The sequence below is a fragment of the Thermus thermophilus HB8 genome, from assembly GCF_000091545.1.
GTDB classification, from domain to species: domain Bacteria; phylum Deinococcota; class Deinococci; order Deinococcales; family Thermaceae; genus Thermus; species Thermus thermophilus.
The window spans coordinates 22,530-38,088 of sequence record NC_006462.1 but is presented as its reverse complement, the minus strand read 5'-3'; the positions used below and the strand labels follow the sequence as shown (position 1 = coordinate 38,088).

Genomic DNA, 15,559 nt, shown 5'->3' with positions numbered 1-15,559 from the left:
CTTTTTCCGTGGAGGAGCCCAAACGCCAAAAGCCCTACGCCAAGCCCCAAGGAGAGCGACGAGGTCTCCTTTTGGTCTACACCGGGGACGGGAAGGGCAAGAGCACGGCCGCCTTCGGCCTTGCCCTCAGGGCCCATGGCCGGGGGCTTAAGGTGCGGATTTTCCAGTTTGTTAAGCATGGAACCGCCCGCTTCGGGGAGCACCGGGCCTTCGCCCTCCTAGGCATCCCCATAGAAGGCCTGGGGGACGGGTTCACCTGGAGGAGCCGGGACCTCGCCCGCTCCGCCGCCTTGGCCCAGGAGGGGTGGGGGCGGGCCAAGGAGGTCCTCCTCTCCGGGACCTACGACCTGGTGGTCCTGGACGAGGCCACCTACCCCCTGCGCTACGGCTGGGTTTCCCTGGAGGAGTTCCTGGAAGTCTTGCGGGCGAGGCCTCCCCACGTCCACGTGGTGGTGACGGGGCGGGGCGCCCCCGAGGCCCTCTTGGAGTTGGCCGACACGGTGACGGAGATGCGGAAGGTGAAGCACGCCTTTGACCAGGGCGTCCCCGCCCAGAGGGGGATAGAGCACTGATGCGCCTTCTCCTCGCCGCCCCCCACTCGGGCGCCGGCAAGACCACGGTCTCCCTGGCCCTTCTCCTCGCCCTTAGGGCGAGGGGCCTAAGGGTGCAGCCCTTCAAGGTGGGGCCGGACTACATTGACCCCACCCACCTGGAGAAGGCCGCCGCCAGGAGGCCCTACAACCTGGACGGCTTCTTCCTGGACGAAACGGGCCTCCTCGCCCTCTTCCGCCACGGGGCGAGGGGGGCGGACTTCGCCCTGATTGAGGGGGTGATGGGCCTCTTTGACGGGAAGGACCCCCGGGGAGAGGTGGGCTCCACCGCCCAGGTGGCTAGGCTCCTTAAGGCCCCCGTGGCCCTGGTGGTGGACGCCAAGGGGATGGCGGGCTCCATCGCCCCCCTCGCCCTGGGCTTCCGGGACTTCCACCCCGGGGTGCGGGTGGTGGGGGTCTTCGCCAACCGGGTGGGCTCGGAGCGGCACGCGGAGATCCTGAAGGAGGCCCTAAAGGCCGTGGGCCTCCCCCTCTTGGGCTGGCTTCCCCAAGACCCCGCCCTCGCCCTCCCAGAGCGCCACCTGGGCCTGGTCCTGGCCGGGGAGGTGGCCCCGCCCCTCGAGGCCCTGAGGCGGGCCTTCCGCGTGGACCTGGAAGGGGTCCTCCGCCTCGCCGCCTCCGCCCCGCCCCTCCCCGAGGCCAGGCCCTTCCTCCCCCCGAGGCGCCCGCCCCGGGCCCGGGTGGCCTACGCCTGGGATAAGGCCTTCTCCTTCTACTACCCCGAGGCTTTGGAGCTTCTTGAGGCCTTGGGGGCGGAGCTCGTCCCCTTCAGCCCCCTCGAGGACGAGGCCCTCCCCAAAGCCCACGCCCTCCTCCTCGGGGGCGGCTACCCAGAGCTCTTCGCCGAAAGGCTTTCCGCGAACGTGGCCCTGCGGGAGGCCATCCGCCGCTTCCCCGGCCCCATCGTGGCCGAGTGCGGGGGGTACATGTACCTCTCCCAGGGCCTCTGGGTGGGGGAGCGCTTCTTCCCCATGGTGGGCCTGGTCCCGGGGGAGGCCCGCATGGCGGAGAGGCCCGTCCTCGGCTACCGGGAGGTGGAGGCCTTGCGGGATAGCCCCGTGGCCCGAAAGGGCCAGGCCTTCAAGGGGCACGAGTTCCACTACGCAAGGCTTCCCGCCTCGCCAAGCCCCGCCTGGCGCCGCCTGGGCGGAGAGGAGGTGGAGGGGTACACCGACGGGCGGGTGCTGGCGAGCTTCGTCCACCTCTACCTCCCCGCGAAGCCCGAGGGGGTGGAGCGGCTCCTCGGCCTGGCCTCGAGGGGCAAGGCTGCCGGGGCCTCCTAGGTAGGATCGCGGATCGGGGACCGGAGGGCCCTCTTTAGGGCAGGGAGGGCTGTTGGGATCGCCTTTTGTTTCTGGGACGCGCCGCTCTTTCGCCGACAACGTGTACGGGGCGTGGTCCGCCCTCCTGCCGTTGGACCGCCGCTTTACGCCGCACAAGACGTTCTCCAGGCGAGAGCCCGGCCGCTTGGGGATTCCCCGGCTCCGGGTTGTTGCTCACCGCACCGCGGATCGCCACCCGGTAAGGCCTGGTCCATCCACCTACCCTCCGTCCGGATCACGGGCTTTAGCCGGGGTCCGAAGGAGCGGGGCGCAGGGCCAGGCCCGTCCCCTGGTTCACCGCCAGGTGCCGGGAAGGCCGCTTAAGGACTCCTCCAGCCTCCGCCATCCCGCCTGCCCCAGGAGCTCCTCCAGCTTCCCCCCGCGCTCCACGGTGCCCAGGACCCCTCCGAAGACGGGGTCCCGCCAGAAGGCCCCCGTGTCAAAGGACTGCTTGTAGAGGCGGAAGGTCTCCCCGGTAGAGGGGTCGCGGGCATAGGTCTGGTCGGAAAGAAGGTTGGCCCAGGAGCGGCTCATCCAGGAGTTGAACTCCTCCCCCTCCTTGAGCATCCCCAGGACCATCCGCGTGAGCTCGGCGCTCGCTTGCCGGCTCCGCTCCGCCTCCAGGGCCGCCCAGCGGGGGTTCATGGAGAAGCCCAGCATTACCCCCGAAAGCGCCCCCGTCTCTCGGGCCAGGGCCTCGGAGGGCCCGTGCAGCAGGACCGCCTCCAGGGAAAGGGCGCAGTGGGCGGAGGAGGCGGCGGGGGAAGGCAAGAAAAACCCCCGGGCCCGGGCCTCCACCGTGGCCTGCCGCCGGAGGCCCCCCTGGGCCGCCCAGAGGCCCAGGACTTCCCGCCAGCTCTGGAACTGGTCCCCGGGCCGCCCCATGGCCATGAGCATGGACTGGTTCATCTGCTGCTCCCAGGCCCAGCGCACCCCCTCCAGGTAGCGGGCCACCCGGCTGGTCCCCCGGAGGGGCTGGACCTTGGAGACCTGCCAGGGGGCCCCCGTTTCCCAAGCCCAGAGTCCCTGGGCCAAGAGGGCAGGGACCTCCCCGGAAGACCCGGCGCAGAGGTACCCCGGGACCTGTCCCAGCTGGCCGTTCCAGAGGAGGATGGTGCTCGGGTTGCCGCCGAAGGGCGTGGCGACGGCCATGGCCTCCAGGTAGATCACGTCCCTGCGGAGGACCACTCCCCCCTTGGTGAGCTGGAAGGCGGGGGCGCGCAGGGTCCCGCCCTTGGCCACCACGCTTCCCTGGAAGGCGTACCCCTGGGGCACGGGCAGGTAGGCTGCCGGAACGCCCAGGAGGGGGTCCATAAGGGCCTCCGTCCGGTAGGGCACCCGGTCCTTTGGGGCCACGAACTCCAGGGAGCGGAGAAGCCCCCTCACCTCCTGCCGCTTTCCATCGGGAAGGTCCTGGGGCAGGTAGGCGCTCACGGCGAGGAGGGTCTTGGGGCCGGGCAGGAGGAGGTGGATGGCCTCGTAGCGGAGGCCGGAAAGGGCCGCCTGGACCTGCGGCTCCAGGGCAAAGAGGACAAGGTCCCCCATGGCTCCCTGGGTGAAGACCAGGGGATAGGCCAGGCCCTGGGCCCAAAGCATGAGGCCCCCTGAGGCCTGCCTGAAGTGGAGGGTGGCCTGCCCCCCGCCTATGCGCTTCGCCTCCTCCAGAAGGGGCTTGACCGCTTCCTTGGGGCTTTTCTGGGGCATGCCCCGCACCAGGACCACGCTCTCCAGGTCGGTGAAGAGGAGGCCTCCCGGGGAGAGGCTCACCCTCCACCCCTCCGGCAGGTCCACGGCAAAGCCGTGCAGGAGGTCCACCATCCGTTCGGCCCCCGCCGGGCCAGGCCACGCGCAAAGCAAGAGCAAAAGAACCAGCTTCCTCATCCCCTTGCCTCCTCCCATAGCTTCCGGAACTCGGGGTCCAGGGGGTTGTACCGCCCCCCGCCTCCCCGCAGGTGCACCATGTCGTGGGGGAAGAAGAGAAGCCACCAGAGGGCAAGGCCGAGTCCCAGGGCGAAGAGGACGGTCCCCAGGCCCTCGGGGAGGAGGAGCCCCGCCCCCGCCAGGGCCAGGGCCCCGTAGATCCGCCGGAAGTGCCTCCGGTAGACCCCCAGGGCCCAGGCGTGCACCCCCTCGGCCTCCCGGGGAGGGTAGAGGCTCCCCAGGAACCAGACCCGGCCCCGCTGGCCCAGGAGGTAGTCCTCCAGCCCCTCCACCTCCCGCCAGCCCACCCCCAGATGGGCCAAGACCTCGTCCCACCCGGGAAGCCCCAGGGGAAGGGGAAGCCCATCCCCGCCGAAGTCCAGCCGGAGCCGTCCCAGGAGGGGGTCAAGCCTCACGCCCTTCAGGGCCCCCCGGGGATAAAACCTGCCCTCGTAACGGAGCCCCTCGGGCTCGAGGGCCACGGCGTACCCCGTGCGGCGGAAGTGGAGGGCGAAGGCCCCGAGGAGAAGCACCCCCAGGAGAAGGCTCCAAAGCTCCCGCGCCCAGAGCGCGAAGGCCAGGAGGGAGGCGCCGAGGAGCAGGGCCCACCAAAGCCGCCAGCGCGCCCAGGCCGGAAAGGCCAGCTCTTCCATGGCGCCCCCTACTCCCACCCGATCCAGGCCGCGAAGGCCCGCAGGTTCTCCTCAAAGAGGTCCAGGAAAGCCCTTATGGCCCCGTCCGCCACCCCGCCTGCCAGGTCCAGGTCCGCCTCCAAAACCGGGTCCCCTTCCTCGTCCAGGTAGGCCCGGGAAAAGCGCTTTTCCCGGTTCCACTCGTTCACCCGCTCCAGGCTGGGGGGATTGTCTGTGGAAAACCCCGCGTAGAGCAGAAGGCTCTCGCAGCTTCCTTCCCGGCAGTCCTGGAGAAAGAGCACCGCCCTGAGACCTGCCAGCCGCAGGTGGAAGTAGACCCTTCCCCCCTCCTCCACCCGCTCGTAGCGGTAGGAGCCGGCCTTGAGGAGGGCCTCCATCTCCCCGGGGGTAATCCCCGTGCGCACCCCCTGGGCGAGGGCCGGGACCAGGATCAGGGCCAAGAGGAAGAGGCGGGCCATCACCGCACCTCCCTCAGGGTGTGGCGGACGCAGGGGTTGGCCTTCTTGGCGAGGTCGCAGTAGACGTAGTAGGCCATCCAGCCGTCAGGGCGGTAGGCGATCTCCAGGCGCATCTCCTCGTCCTGGTAGCGGTAGACGATAAGCCCCCCCTGGTCGGACCGCTCAAGCTCGAGGCCCCCCATCTCCCGCCGCCCCGTGTGCCAGACCGGGGGCAGAAGGGCGTCCTCCCCTTCTTGCAACCCGAGGCCGTCCAGGAGGTAGGTGGCCTCCTCGTCGCCCCTCGGGTCTTCCACCACCTCCGTCACCGCCCAGCGCCCAGAGCCCTGGGGCGCGATGCGGTAGCGCAGACCTCCCACCGCCACGGCGAAGCGCTTCCCGTCCCCCACCTCCTTGCCGTAGCGGAGCTCCACCACCCGGTCGGCGGGCGGGGTGAAGGCCGGGCGCGGGGCGGGGGAGGTGGCCCGAGGCGGGGAAGCCCCCTGGCCCATGGGCGGGGTGGGGGAAACAAGGGGTGGGGGAGATCCTTCCCCTCCCCCGGGGCCGGGCGGGGTGGGGAAGGGGTTCGGGGGAGGGGTCCCCGGTCCCGGGGGGAAGCCGGGCTGCGAGGGCAAGCCGGGTTGCGCAGGGAAGCCGGGCTGTGTTGGGAAGCCAGGTTGGGTTGGGAAACCGGGCTGCGGGAAGGGAGAAAGACCCGGGCCTCCTCCCCCGATCTGAACCCCCTGAAGCAGGGCCTGGAAGGCCCCCTGGACCTGGGGAAAGGCCTGGGCGGGAGCGGTGAGCTGGAACGCGTAGACCCGCCCGCCCTCTGTGGTGTAGACGGAGAGGTCCACGTAGCTCTGCCCCTGGTAGAGGATTTGGGACTGGACCCCGAGGGCCGGCCTCCCCCCCATGGAGAGGCCCGAGAGGGGCTGGCGCTGTACCCGGAAGCCCTGGGCCTGGAGCTGGGCGTCCAGCTGGGCCAGGCGCTGGAGGTTCTGCCGGTGGAAGGCCTGGAGGTCCCCCTGGAAGGGGTAGGAGACGGCGTAGAGCTCAGCCCCCGAGGGGTGGAGGAAGGCCGCCGCCATCCCTCCCTGGACCGGCATCTCCCCCGCGGGCTCAAACCCCGCCGGGACGGGGAAGCTCATCCCCAGGGCTGGGTTCTGGTAGACCTGCCCCTGGCTGGGAGGGCCTGGGGGCATGGTCGGGGCCATGGGGCCCGGAAGCCCCGGGCCCGGGGGAAACTGGGCCCAGGCCCAGGCCAGAAGGGTCCATGTCGCCACAAGGAGCTTTTTCATCCCCCACCTCCCCTAAAGCCCTGAGCTACCGCCAGCGGGCGCCCATATCCCGTGAGCCCTCCCCTGAGGGGAGCCAGTTTCCTGCGGCCTTGGCTGAGAGTCCTTCATGTCACCCTCACCTTCCCTTATCCTCGTTTCCGGAGCCTTACGAACTCCTTAAACAGGCCCCTGGAGATCCGGAAAGTTTCAGGACCCCCTGTTGGTTCCCTGGACAGAGGGTTGGCGGGAGGCTGAGAGCGGGGGTGCGAGTTCTGCGTCGTCCGTCTTTGTAGTCCAGGGTGGCCCCCGTGAGGTTCACACGGCTGTCTCACACGGCTGTCGGGGGTGTAGCGGATCTCCACGGGGCCCACCGTCTTGGGGTTGGGGCTGATCCCCCCTGCTCCACCGTGAAGGTGCCCGAGAAGGCGGCGTAGTCCAGGACGTTGACCTCGTAGTTGAAGGGCACGTTGCAGACGGCAAGGCCCAGAAAGAGCCCTGCCCAGAGCCAGTCTTTAACGAGAAGCCCGTACCCCTTGCCCTTACGCATACTGCCTCACTTTCCAGGACCCCTGGGGCCCTACCTCCGTCCCCCTCAGGGGGGCTTACACGGCGCTTAAACGGGGTGGGGGAAGACGGATCCGGGGCCTTTGGGAGTCGCGGAGGCCGGGGCATCGGGCTAGAATGTTTACGTCCATGGCCCTGGCCTGGCAGAGCCCGGTCTACTTGGAGCGGAAGAGGCTTTTGGACCTTCTCCCCGAGGAGCCGGGCTTCGCCGTATGGCTCGAGGCCCCCGCGGGCTTCGGCAAGAGCGTCCTTGCGGGGCAGCTCGCCGCTAGGCTTGGCCTCCGCACCCTCTGGGCGAGCGCCCTCTTGGGGGAGCCCCGGGACCTCCTGGCCCAGGCGCTGGGCCTTCCCCGGGAGGCCCCCTGGGGGGCGGTGGTGGCCGCCTTGGGGGAGGCGCCCTCCCTGGTGGTCCTCGAGGACCTCACCGGGGAGGAGGCCCTCTCCCCCCTCCTCCGCACCCTCCCCTGCCTCCTCGTCCTGGCAAGCCGCAGGCCCCTCCCCTACCCCGAGCTCCCCAAGCTCCTCGCCGAGGGGCGGCTCGTCCACCTGAAGGCCCCGGACCTCGCCTTCACCGAGGAGGAGGCGGAGGCCCTCTTCGGGGGGCGGGAGGGGTGGCGGGAGGCCCACCGGGCCACGGGGGGCTGGGCCCTCCCCCTCTTCCTCTCCGCCTTCACCGGAAGGCCCCCAGAGCCCATGGCCCTCCTCCAGGGCCTGCGGGAAAGCCTCTCGGAGGAGGAGTTCCAGGAAGGCCTCCTCCTCGCCGCCCTCCCCCTCCTGCCCGCCGAGAGGGCCCTTCCCGTCACGGAGGGTCTCTTCCAGAAAGGGCTTCTCCAGCGGGTCCCCGCGGGCTACCGCCTCCACCCCCTCCTCCGGGAGATGGCCCAGAGGGCCCTGAGGGCGGAGGTCCAGGAGGCGGTGCGGAAGGCCGAGGGGAGGCTTTCCCCGGAGCTCCTCGCCGAGGCCCTCTTCGGGGCGGGCCTCGAGGAAGAACTCCTCCAGCTCCTGGAAAGCCCCATCCCCCTCCCCATCCCCGCGGAGAAGCTTGCGGCCTGGGAGGGCCTCCTGCGGCGGGGCGGCCCCCGGGCCCGGCTCCGCCTGGGGGAGGCCCTTTTGCAGGTGGGGAGGCGGGAGGGGTTCGCCCTCCTGGAGCCTTTGGCCCAGGGGGAGGACCCCGCCTTGGCCCTTCAGGCCCTCGGGCACCTCGCCTACTACAAGGCCGAGCCCCTCCTGGGGAAGGCCCTCCCCGAGGCCCGGGCCCACCTGGAAAGGGGCCTCGCCCTCCTGGACCGGGTAGGGGGGGAGCTCGCCGGGCGCTTCCTCAACGACGCCGCCCGCGTCCCCTACGAGGAGGGGAGGCCCGAGGAGGCCGAGGCCCTCCTGGAGGAGGCCCTGAGGCGGCTTCCCCCGGGGAGCCCCTACCGCCTCGCCCCCCTCACCAACCTGGCCTTCCTGCGCTTTGAGCGGGAAGGAAGCCTCCTCGGCCGGATCGCCGCCCTGGAGGAGGCCGTGGGGCGCCTCGGGCCCCTCGGGCCCGCCAACCTGGCGGGGCACCTCCGCGACCTGGGGCGGCTCTACCTCCTCCTGGGGGAGCGGGAGAAGGCCCGGGAGCACCTGAGGCGGGCCCAGGAGGCCGAGGGCCACCCCTTGGCCGCCCTCGAGGCCCGGATGCTCCTCGCCCACCTGGAGGAGGACGCCGAGGCCCTCGCCCGCCTCGTGGCCCAGGCGGAGCTCCTGGAGAACCCCTACCTGGTGGAGCGGGGAAGGGCCCTCCTCGCCGGCCTTCGCCGGGACCCCGGGCTTTTGGAGGGCCTTCCGGGCTTCCTCCCCGCCCTCGCCCGGGCCCTCCTCCGGGAAGACCCCGCCCTCCTCCCCCCGCGCCCCGAGGCGCGGGAGGAGAGGCTCTACTGGCACGCCGCCCGCTACCGCCTCCTGCGGGAGGAGGAAGACCTAAAGGCCCTCCTCTCCCTCACGGACGCCAGGGAGCGGGTCCTCCCCGGCCTCGTCCCCTTGGACCTCCTCCCCCGGAAGCGCCCGGAGCTCGCCCGGGCCTACCCCCTGGAGGAGGTCTTAAGGAGCGGCTGGAAGGAGGCCGTGGCCCTGCGGCTTGCCGAGATCCCTCCCCTCCGGGTGGAGGTCCTGGGGAGCTTCCGGGTGAGGAACCCCCTGGGCGGGGTGGAGCTCAAGGGCAAGGCCCGGGAGGTCCTCGCCATCCTCCTCCTGGGCCTTCCCCGGGAGGAGGTGGCCTTCGCCCTCTGGCCCGACCTCTCCGAGGAGGCCGCCCTGAACAACCTCTACGTCTGGCTGAACCGCCTCAGGAAGGCCCTCGAGCCCTGGGGCCTCCCCACCTACCTGGGGGAGGAGGGCTTGAAGCACCTCGCCTGCGACCTCCACGCCCTGGAGGAGGCCCTGAGGCGGGAGGACGCGGAGGCCGCCTTCGCCCTCTACCGGGAGCCCCTCTTCCCCGGCCTGGACCACCCCCTCCTGGACCGGAAGCGGGAGGAGGTCTTCCACCGGGTGCGGGCCCTCTTCCTCAAGAAGGGGGAGCCCAGGTACCTGGAGCGCCTCCTGGAGCTGGACCCCCTGGACGAGGAGGCCCTCCTCCCCCTGGTGGAACGCTGCCTCGCCCGGGGGCAGCGGGCCCGGGCCCTCGCCCACCTGGAGCGCTACCGGCGGAGGCTTTGGGAGGAGCTTGGGGAGAGGCCCTCCCCCGAGGTGGAGGCCCTCCTCCGGGAGCTCGGGGGCTAAGGGGCCGCCCCTCGGGATGCCCGAACCGAGGCCGCGGGGAGGCTCTGGTGCGGGCCCCCAAAGGGCCAGCCCCGCCCCAGGGCCTCGAGGCCCTCCCGGATGGCCAGGATCCCCTCCGGGGTCCTGCGGTAGCGGGCCAGGGCCCTCCGGAAGGCCCCGGCCCGGGCGAAGCCCTCGTCAGGCCCTTGCCCGGGTACTGCCAGCGCCCCTTCCCGTCCCGCTTCACCCGGAGGTAGGGGTAGGGCCCCTGGGGGCGCTTCCGGCGCCCCTTGTTGCCGCAGCGCACCCGGCGCCAGCGGACGGGGAGGGGGCCACGGCCTCCAGGGCCCGGCAGGCCCCCGCGCCTCACCCCTTTGCCCCGTAGGGAAACCGCGCGGCCAGGGCCAGGGCCAGGAGGCTTGCCGCGAAGGGGGGCACGGCCATGAGGAAGCGGAAGGCCGCCTCGGGGTTCGGCCCCGGGTTCTCCCCGCTCACGTAGCCGAAGAGGGGCGTGAGGAGGGCGAAGGCGAGGGCCTGCAGGGGCCCCGAGAGCCGGTTGATGAAGCCGTAGACGCTGTAGTACACCCCCTCCCGCCGCCTCCCCGTGGCCGCGGCGTCCCGGTCAATGACCTCCGCCAGGAGGACGTCCCCGAGGACGAGTACGCCCCCGAAGCCTGTCCCGATCAGGACCCCCACGGGCAGGGCCTCGAGGAGCCCCCGGGGCCAGAGGAGGAGGAGGGCCCCGAGGGCGAGGAGGCCGATGGCCCAAAGCCAGGCCCTCTTGGGCCCCAAGGCGCCGGCGAGGCGGGCCCAGAGGGAGACGGAGGGCAGGGCGGCGAGGAGGACCGAGGCGAAGAGCAGGGCGGTGGCCTCCTCCCCCAGGCCCAGGGCGTGCTTGGCGTAGAAGGGCATGGCCGCCGCGAAGAGGCCCACGGCGAAGAGGAGAAAAAGCGCCGCCAGGGCGTAGATCCAAAAGGCGCGGTTTCCCAGGGTGTACCGGAAGGCGGGGACGAAGGGGAGGGGCTCGGCCTCCCGGGCCCTGGGGTCCTCCCGCACCGAGAGGAGGAAGAGGAGGACGAGCCCGCCCCCCACGGCCCCGTAGAGGAGGGCCATGCCGGGGAAGCCCAGGGCGGCGTACACCAGGGGGGTCAGGGCGATGCTGGCCGTGAGGCCCAGGAAGTAAAACCCTTGGCGCCAGGCGTTGGCCCGGGCCCGCTCCTCCCGGCTTTGGAAGAGCTCGGGGAAGAGGGCCGCGTGGTTGACCCAGGCCAGGGCGGAGAAGGTCTCAAAGAGGAGCATCGCCCAAAGGCCGTACCAGAAGAGCCTTGTCCCCTTCCGGAAGGCCTCCGGCACGCTGAAGGCCAGGTAAAAGGCGAGGAGCAAAAAGGGCAGGCTGAGGAAGAGCCAGGGCCGCCTCCGACCCCACGGGGTCCGGGTGCGGTCCGAGAGGTAGCCGAAAAGCGGGTCGTTCACCGCGTCCCACACGGAGAAGATGAGCCGGGCCAGGGCGAAGGCGCCCGCGGGCATCCCCAGGCGATCCAGGTAGTAGAAGGCCAGGTAGGTGCCGAAGGTTTGGGCGGGGAGGGTGAGGCCCAGGCCCCCTAGGGCGTAGGCCAGGTGGGGCGGCATCACCAGGCCACCTCCAGGGGTAGGATGGGCTCCAGGTACTCCACGCTGAGGACGTGGCGGGACCAGAGCCTCTCCCCCTCCCAGGCCTCCCCCACCAGGCGGTAGGCCCCGGGGGGGATGCGGGCCAGGGCCTCCTGCAGGGGCAGGAAGCGGGCCTGGGCCTCTAGGGGGCTTTCCCAAAGCTCCCCCAGGCTGAAAAACCGCCGCACCTCCCCCGCGTCCAGGGCGATCTCCTCCTCGTGGAGGAGGAGGGTGGCGGGGCCCTCGAGGCGGAGGCGGACCCGGAGGCTTAAGGGCCGGTCCAGGTCGCTTACGAGCCAGGCCTCCTGCAAGGGGGGCCGCCCACCTCCACCCTCTCCCGGTAGGGCACCAGGGAGAGGAGGACGGGGCTGCTGGCCTCCTTCAGGGCGAAGAAGCCCTTCTTGGGAACCCGCTCCACGTCCAAAACCGCCCAGGTGATCCCCTCCCAAGGCTCCACGAACATGAACTGGAAGTAGCCCACCACCTTCCCCTTGGCCCTCCGGTAGGCGTGGACGGCGAACTCTATAAGCCTCGCCTGGTAGTCCTGGGAGCGCTCCACGAACTCCTCAAGGCTTTCCCCCATCTCCACCCTGGCTACCCGGAAGGTCTCGTGGGGCTGGAAGTTGTGGTAGGCCCAGACCTCCCACCTTGGGGGCCAGGCGGCCTCCCCCAGGACCCGCCTTAGGAGCTCCGCCCGGGGCAGGGCCTGGGCCCCGAACTCCGAGGGGAGGGGGGCCCCGGGGAGGGCGAGGAAGTCCCGGTAATGCCCCCGGTACCAGCCGGGGTAGGGGTGCTCGCGGAAGTCCGAGGCCTCCTTCACGGGCCGGGTGGGGTCCGCCGCCCTTAGCGCCGCGGCGAGGAGGGGGCCCAGGGCGTGGCGGTTGTGGGTGGGCTCGTTCTGGGCGCACCAGAGGTAGACGCTGGGGTGGGCCCCCAGGACCTCCACCATGGCCCGGGCCTGGCGCAGGGCCTCCTGGGCGAAGGCCTCGTCCGGGGCGTAGCCCCACTGCAGGGGGAAGTCCTGCCAGACCAGGACCCCTTCCCGGTCGCAGGCCGCGTAGAAGGCGGGGTGGGTCACGTGGGCGTGGACCCGCACGGCGTTCAGGTTCGCCTCCTTGAGGAGGGCCACGTCCTTTTGGGCCATCGCCTCGGAGTAGGCGGCGAGCCACTGGGTGGGGATGGCGTTGGTCCCCCGCAGGAAGAGCCGCTTCCCGTTCAGAAGGAGCCAGCCCTCTCCGTCCACCTCCACGGTGCGGAAGCCCAGGGGGACGCCAAGCCTCGCCCCGAGGAGGTCCGCCTCGAGGCGGAAGAGGTGGGGGAAGCCCCGCTCCCACACCTCCCAAAGCGGCATCTCCGGCAGGTCCCAGACCACCTCCCGCCAGGCCCGCCCCGCCTCCCCCTCGAGGACCGCCTCCCGCTCCAGGGCTTCCCCGGGGAAGTTCGCCGGGACGAGAAAGAGGCGCGCCCGCTCGCGGAAGGGCCTTTGGGCGTCCACCAGAAGGCGCACCCAAAGCCGCCACCCCCCAGCGCGGGGGAAGAGGCGGTGGGCGAGGCCCAGGAGGGCCACCTCCTCCCGGGCCCAGACCTCCACCCCGCCCCATAGCCCCCCGGTCCCCCGCTCCTGGCCCCTCGCCGTGGTCCCCCCGGGGCGGCAGTCGTGCTGGCCGAAGACCCCCTTGATCTGCCGCTTGAACCGGGGCCAGACCCCGAGGGGCTCCTTGGGGGCGGAGACCCTTAGGAAGAGCTCCTTCCCCTTGGGAAGCTCCAGGACCCAGGGGAAGAAGTAGCCCTCGTGCCGGCCCAGGTAGGTCCCGTCCAGCCAGGCCTCCTGGTAGTAGTCCCCAAAGGAAAGGAGGAAGCGCCTGGGCCCCGCCTCGGGCAGGGCGAGGCGGTACCAGCCCACCTCCGCCTCTACCCCCTCCAGGCTCCACTGGTGGGGCAGGGCCACCTCCCGGAAGCCTCCCTCGGGAAGCCCCTCCGGGGCCTCTGCCCCATCCGCCAGAAACCACGCCTTCTCCACCCTCATCCCTCCACCTCCAAAAGGGCCTCGCGGAAAGGGGGGAGGAGGACCCCGCCCTCCTCGGCGGCGTGGGCCTCCCCCTCCACGTGGGCCCTGAGGAGCCGCTTGCCGAAAAGCCTAAGCCGCACCCTTGCCCACGGCCAGGGGAGCTCCCCTTTCCCCTGCCAAAGGAGGCGGAAGCCCCCCTCGGCCGGGAGGAGGCGGAAGCGGTCCAGCCTATAAGGGCCTTCCCCCTCCCCCTCGTCCCAGTAGAGGCGGCCCTCCGCCCCCTCCGCCCCCGGGTAGAGGTGGAGGGCCAGGCCGCCCTCCTCCAGGAGGGGAAGGACGGTCCCGGCCCGCACCAGGAGGGGGATCCGGTCCAGGGGGGCGGGAAGCCGCGCCCAGGTGGGGCCCTGGAGGGCCCGGTCCTCCCCCCAGGGGTACCAGCCGCCCTTGGGCAGGGGCACCTCCTTGGCCCGCGCCCCCTCCTCCAGGACGGGGGCCACCAGGAGGGCCTCCCCCAGGAGGAAGGCCTCCTCCGTGTAGGGCCCCCCCTCCAGGAAGAGGGGCCTGAGGAGGGGCTTCCCCTCCCGGCTTGCCCGGTGGGCCAGGGTGTAGAGGTAGGGGAGGAGGCTTTCCCGCAGGGCCATGGCCCGCCGCACCCCCTCCAGGACCTCCTCCCCGAAGCGCCAGGGCTCCCGGCGCTTGGTCCAGCGGGCGGCGTGGAGGCGGAAGAAGGGGGTGAGGGCCGCCATCTGGAACCAGCGCAGGTAGAGCTCGGGGGAGGGGTTGCCGCTGAAGCCCCCGATGTCCGAGCCCACGAAGTAGACCCCGGAGAGGGAAAGGCCCAGGAGGGCCCGCAAGGTGGTCCTCAAGCCCTCCCAGGTGCTCTCCACGTCCCCCGTCCAGGTCCAGGCGTAGCGCTGCACCCCCGCGTGGCCCGACCGGGTGAGGAGGAAGGGGCGGCGTTCTGGGGCGTGCTTCCGGAACCCCTCCCAGCTCGCCCGGGCCATGAGGAGGCCGTAGAGGTTGTGGGCGAGGCGGTGGTCCCCCCCTTGGCCCTCGAGGGCGTGGCGGGCGCTTGCGGGCAGGGTGGGCTCCCCCCAGGCGGCGAAGAGGGCGGGCTCGTTCATGTCCAGCCAGAAGCCCGCGACCCCCATCTCCAGAAACCCCTTGAGCTTCTCCCCCCACCAGGCCCGGGCCTTGGGGTCGGTGAAGTCGGGGAAGGCGGCGAGCCCCGGCCACACCGGGCCCCGGACCACCTCCCCGGAGGGGAGGCGGCAGAAGAGCCCCTCCCTCAGGCCCTCCTCGTAAGGGGGGAACCCCTTCTCCGCCTTCACCCCGGGGTCCAGGATGAGGACGGTGCGCACCCCCTTCTCTTGGAAACCCCGCACCAGGCCCTGAAGGTCGGGGTAGCGGCCCTCGTCCACGGTGAAGACGCGGTAGCCCCGCATGTAGTCGATGTCCAGGTGCACCGCCCGCAAGGGGAGGCCCCGTTCCAGAAAGCCCGCCACCCTTTCCTCCACCTCCTCCCGGGTCCTGAGCCCCCAGCGGGCGTAGTGGAAGCCCAGGGCCCAGCGGGGGGGCATGGGGGGAAGGCCCGTGAGGCGCACGTAGCGGGACAGGGCCGCCTCCAGGGGGCCGGGGATGAGGTAGTAGCGGAAGGCCCCCCCTAAGAACCCCACCCAGGCCTCCTCCCCCCGGAGGTCGGCGAAGCCCTCGGCGGGGTTCTCGTAGAAGGCCAGGTACCCCCCTTGGGGCAGGAGGGAGAGCCAGACGGGGACGGAGAGGTAAAGGGGGTCCTCCCCGGGGCCGTAGCTTCCCCCCGGGTCCCGGTTCCAAAGCCGGAAGGCCCCGCCCCGGCGGTCCAGGGGGTGGGCCCGCTCCCCCAGGCCCAGCACCCGCTCCCCGGGCGCGAGCCGGACCCGGTGCCGCCACGCCCTTCCCGCCCGCTCCGGGTAGGCCTCCTGCCGCAGGAGCCTGCCCTCCCTGTCCCGGACCTCCAGGCCCTCCTCCCCGAGGGCGAGGGCGAGGCGGCGCGTGCGGAGGAGAAGGACCCCGTCCGGCCCCTGGAGGCGCTCGGGCTCTAGGGGGGAGGCCTCCTCGGCCAGGGCGTAGGGCGGCAGGGCCTCCCCGGGGGACCAGGTGAGGCGGAGGAGGTCCTCCCCCAGGAAGACCGCCTCCAGCTCGGCCTCGGCGAAGCGCACCCTCACCCCGCCGGGAATGGCCTCGAGGCCCTGCACCCTCCCCACCCCCTGCCAGGGGGGAAGGGGGTCCCGGGGCGTCCAGCGGTCCCGCTCCCGGGCGTAGCGGACGGCGAGGAGGAGGATGCCGGGGCCCAGGAGGGCCGCCATCTCCGCCGCGCTCCAGAGCTTCTTCCCAAGGCCTTTTCCGGGAACAGCCAC

At 72.0% G+C, this 15,559-nt stretch carries 11 protein-coding genes; 3 read left to right on the top strand and 8 right to left on the bottom strand.

Annotated elements, in window-relative coordinates; all coding sequences use genetic code 11:
* Positions 1 to 8: 8 nt before the first annotated feature.
* Together cobO and TTH_RS10205 are read left to right on the top strand one after the other, a co-directional pair.
* A complete protein-coding gene (gene cobO, locus TTH_RS10210; RefSeq protein WP_011229235.1) occupies positions 9 to 572 on the top strand; it encodes a cob(I)yrinic acid a,c-diamide adenosyltransferase in 564 nt (187 codons plus the stop codon).
* Positions 572 to 1,894, top strand: a complete 1,323-nt coding sequence (locus TTH_RS10205) for a cobyrinate a,c-diamide synthase (RefSeq protein WP_011229236.1) — start codon at positions 572 to 574, stop codon at positions 1,892 to 1,894. The genes cobO and TTH_RS10205 overlap by 1 nt, the downstream gene beginning before the upstream one ends.
* 333 nt (positions 1,895 to 2,227) lie before the next feature.
* Here TTH_RS10205 and TTH_RS10200 read toward each other — a convergent pair whose 3' ends face one another.
* Genes TTH_RS10200 through TTH_RS10185 form a run of 4 tightly spaced genes read right to left on the bottom strand, consistent with a single transcriptional unit; the run spans position 2,228 to position 6,238 of the window.
* Positions 2,228 to 3,751: a hypothetical protein gene (locus TTH_RS10200; RefSeq protein ID WP_224065246.1), complete on the bottom strand. Its 1,524-nt coding sequence runs from the start codon at positions 3,749 to 3,751 to the stop codon at positions 2,228 to 2,230.
* 59 nt (positions 3,752 to 3,810) lie between these two features.
* Complete coding sequence (locus tag TTH_RS10195; RefSeq protein ID WP_011229238.1) at positions 3,811 to 4,506, bottom strand: hypothetical protein; 696 nt, start codon at positions 4,504 to 4,506, stop codon at positions 3,811 to 3,813.
* 8 nt (positions 4,507 to 4,514) lie between these two features.
* Positions 4,515 to 4,964 (bottom strand): YbjN domain-containing protein, encoded by a 450-nt coding sequence (locus tag TTH_RS10190; protein WP_011174341.1) that lies wholly within the window; start codon positions 4,962 to 4,964, stop codon positions 4,515 to 4,517.
* The gene (locus TTH_RS10185; RefSeq protein WP_011174342.1) at positions 4,964 to 6,238 is read right to left on the bottom strand and encodes a hypothetical protein; all 1,275 of its coding nucleotides are present in this window, start codon (positions 6,236 to 6,238) and stop codon (positions 4,964 to 4,966) included. Before TTH_RS10185 ends, TTH_RS10190 begins: the two co-directional genes overlap by 1 nt.
* 672 nt (positions 6,239 to 6,910) lie before the next feature.
* On the opposite strand from TTH_RS10185, the gene TTH_RS10180 reads away from it, so the two are divergent.
* Positions 6,911 to 9,526 (top strand): BTAD domain-containing putative transcriptional regulator, encoded by a 2,616-nt coding sequence (locus TTH_RS10180; protein WP_164926106.1) that lies wholly within the window; start codon positions 6,911 to 6,913, stop codon positions 9,524 to 9,526.
* Between the two features lie 345 nt (positions 9,527 to 9,871).
* On the opposite strand, the gene TTH_RS10175 is transcribed toward TTH_RS10180, so the two are convergent.
* Genes TTH_RS10175 through TTH_RS10165 form a run of 4 tightly spaced genes read right to left on the bottom strand, consistent with a single transcriptional unit; the run spans position 9,872 to position 15,559 of the window.
* Entirely contained in the window at positions 9,872 to 11,134 is a 1,263-nt protein-coding gene (locus TTH_RS10175; protein WP_011229240.1) for an MFS transporter, read from the bottom strand.
* Positions 11,134 to 11,466, bottom strand: a complete 333-nt coding sequence (locus TTH_RS11585; protein WP_224065245.1) for a hypothetical protein — start codon at positions 11,464 to 11,466, stop codon at positions 11,134 to 11,136. The genes TTH_RS10175 and TTH_RS11585 overlap by 1 nt, the downstream gene beginning before the upstream one ends.
* The gene (locus TTH_RS11725; RefSeq protein WP_011229242.1) at positions 11,445 to 13,181 is read right to left on the bottom strand and encodes a glycoside hydrolase family 2 TIM barrel-domain containing protein; all 1,737 of its coding nucleotides are present in this window, start codon (positions 13,179 to 13,181) and stop codon (positions 11,445 to 11,447) included. The genes TTH_RS11585 and TTH_RS11725 overlap by 22 nt, the downstream gene beginning before the upstream one ends.
* Positions 13,178 to 15,559: a glycoside hydrolase family 31 protein gene (locus tag TTH_RS10165; protein WP_164926105.1), complete on the bottom strand. Its 2,382-nt coding sequence runs from the start codon at positions 15,557 to 15,559 to the stop codon at positions 13,178 to 13,180. Before TTH_RS10165 ends, TTH_RS11725 begins: the two co-directional genes overlap by 4 nt.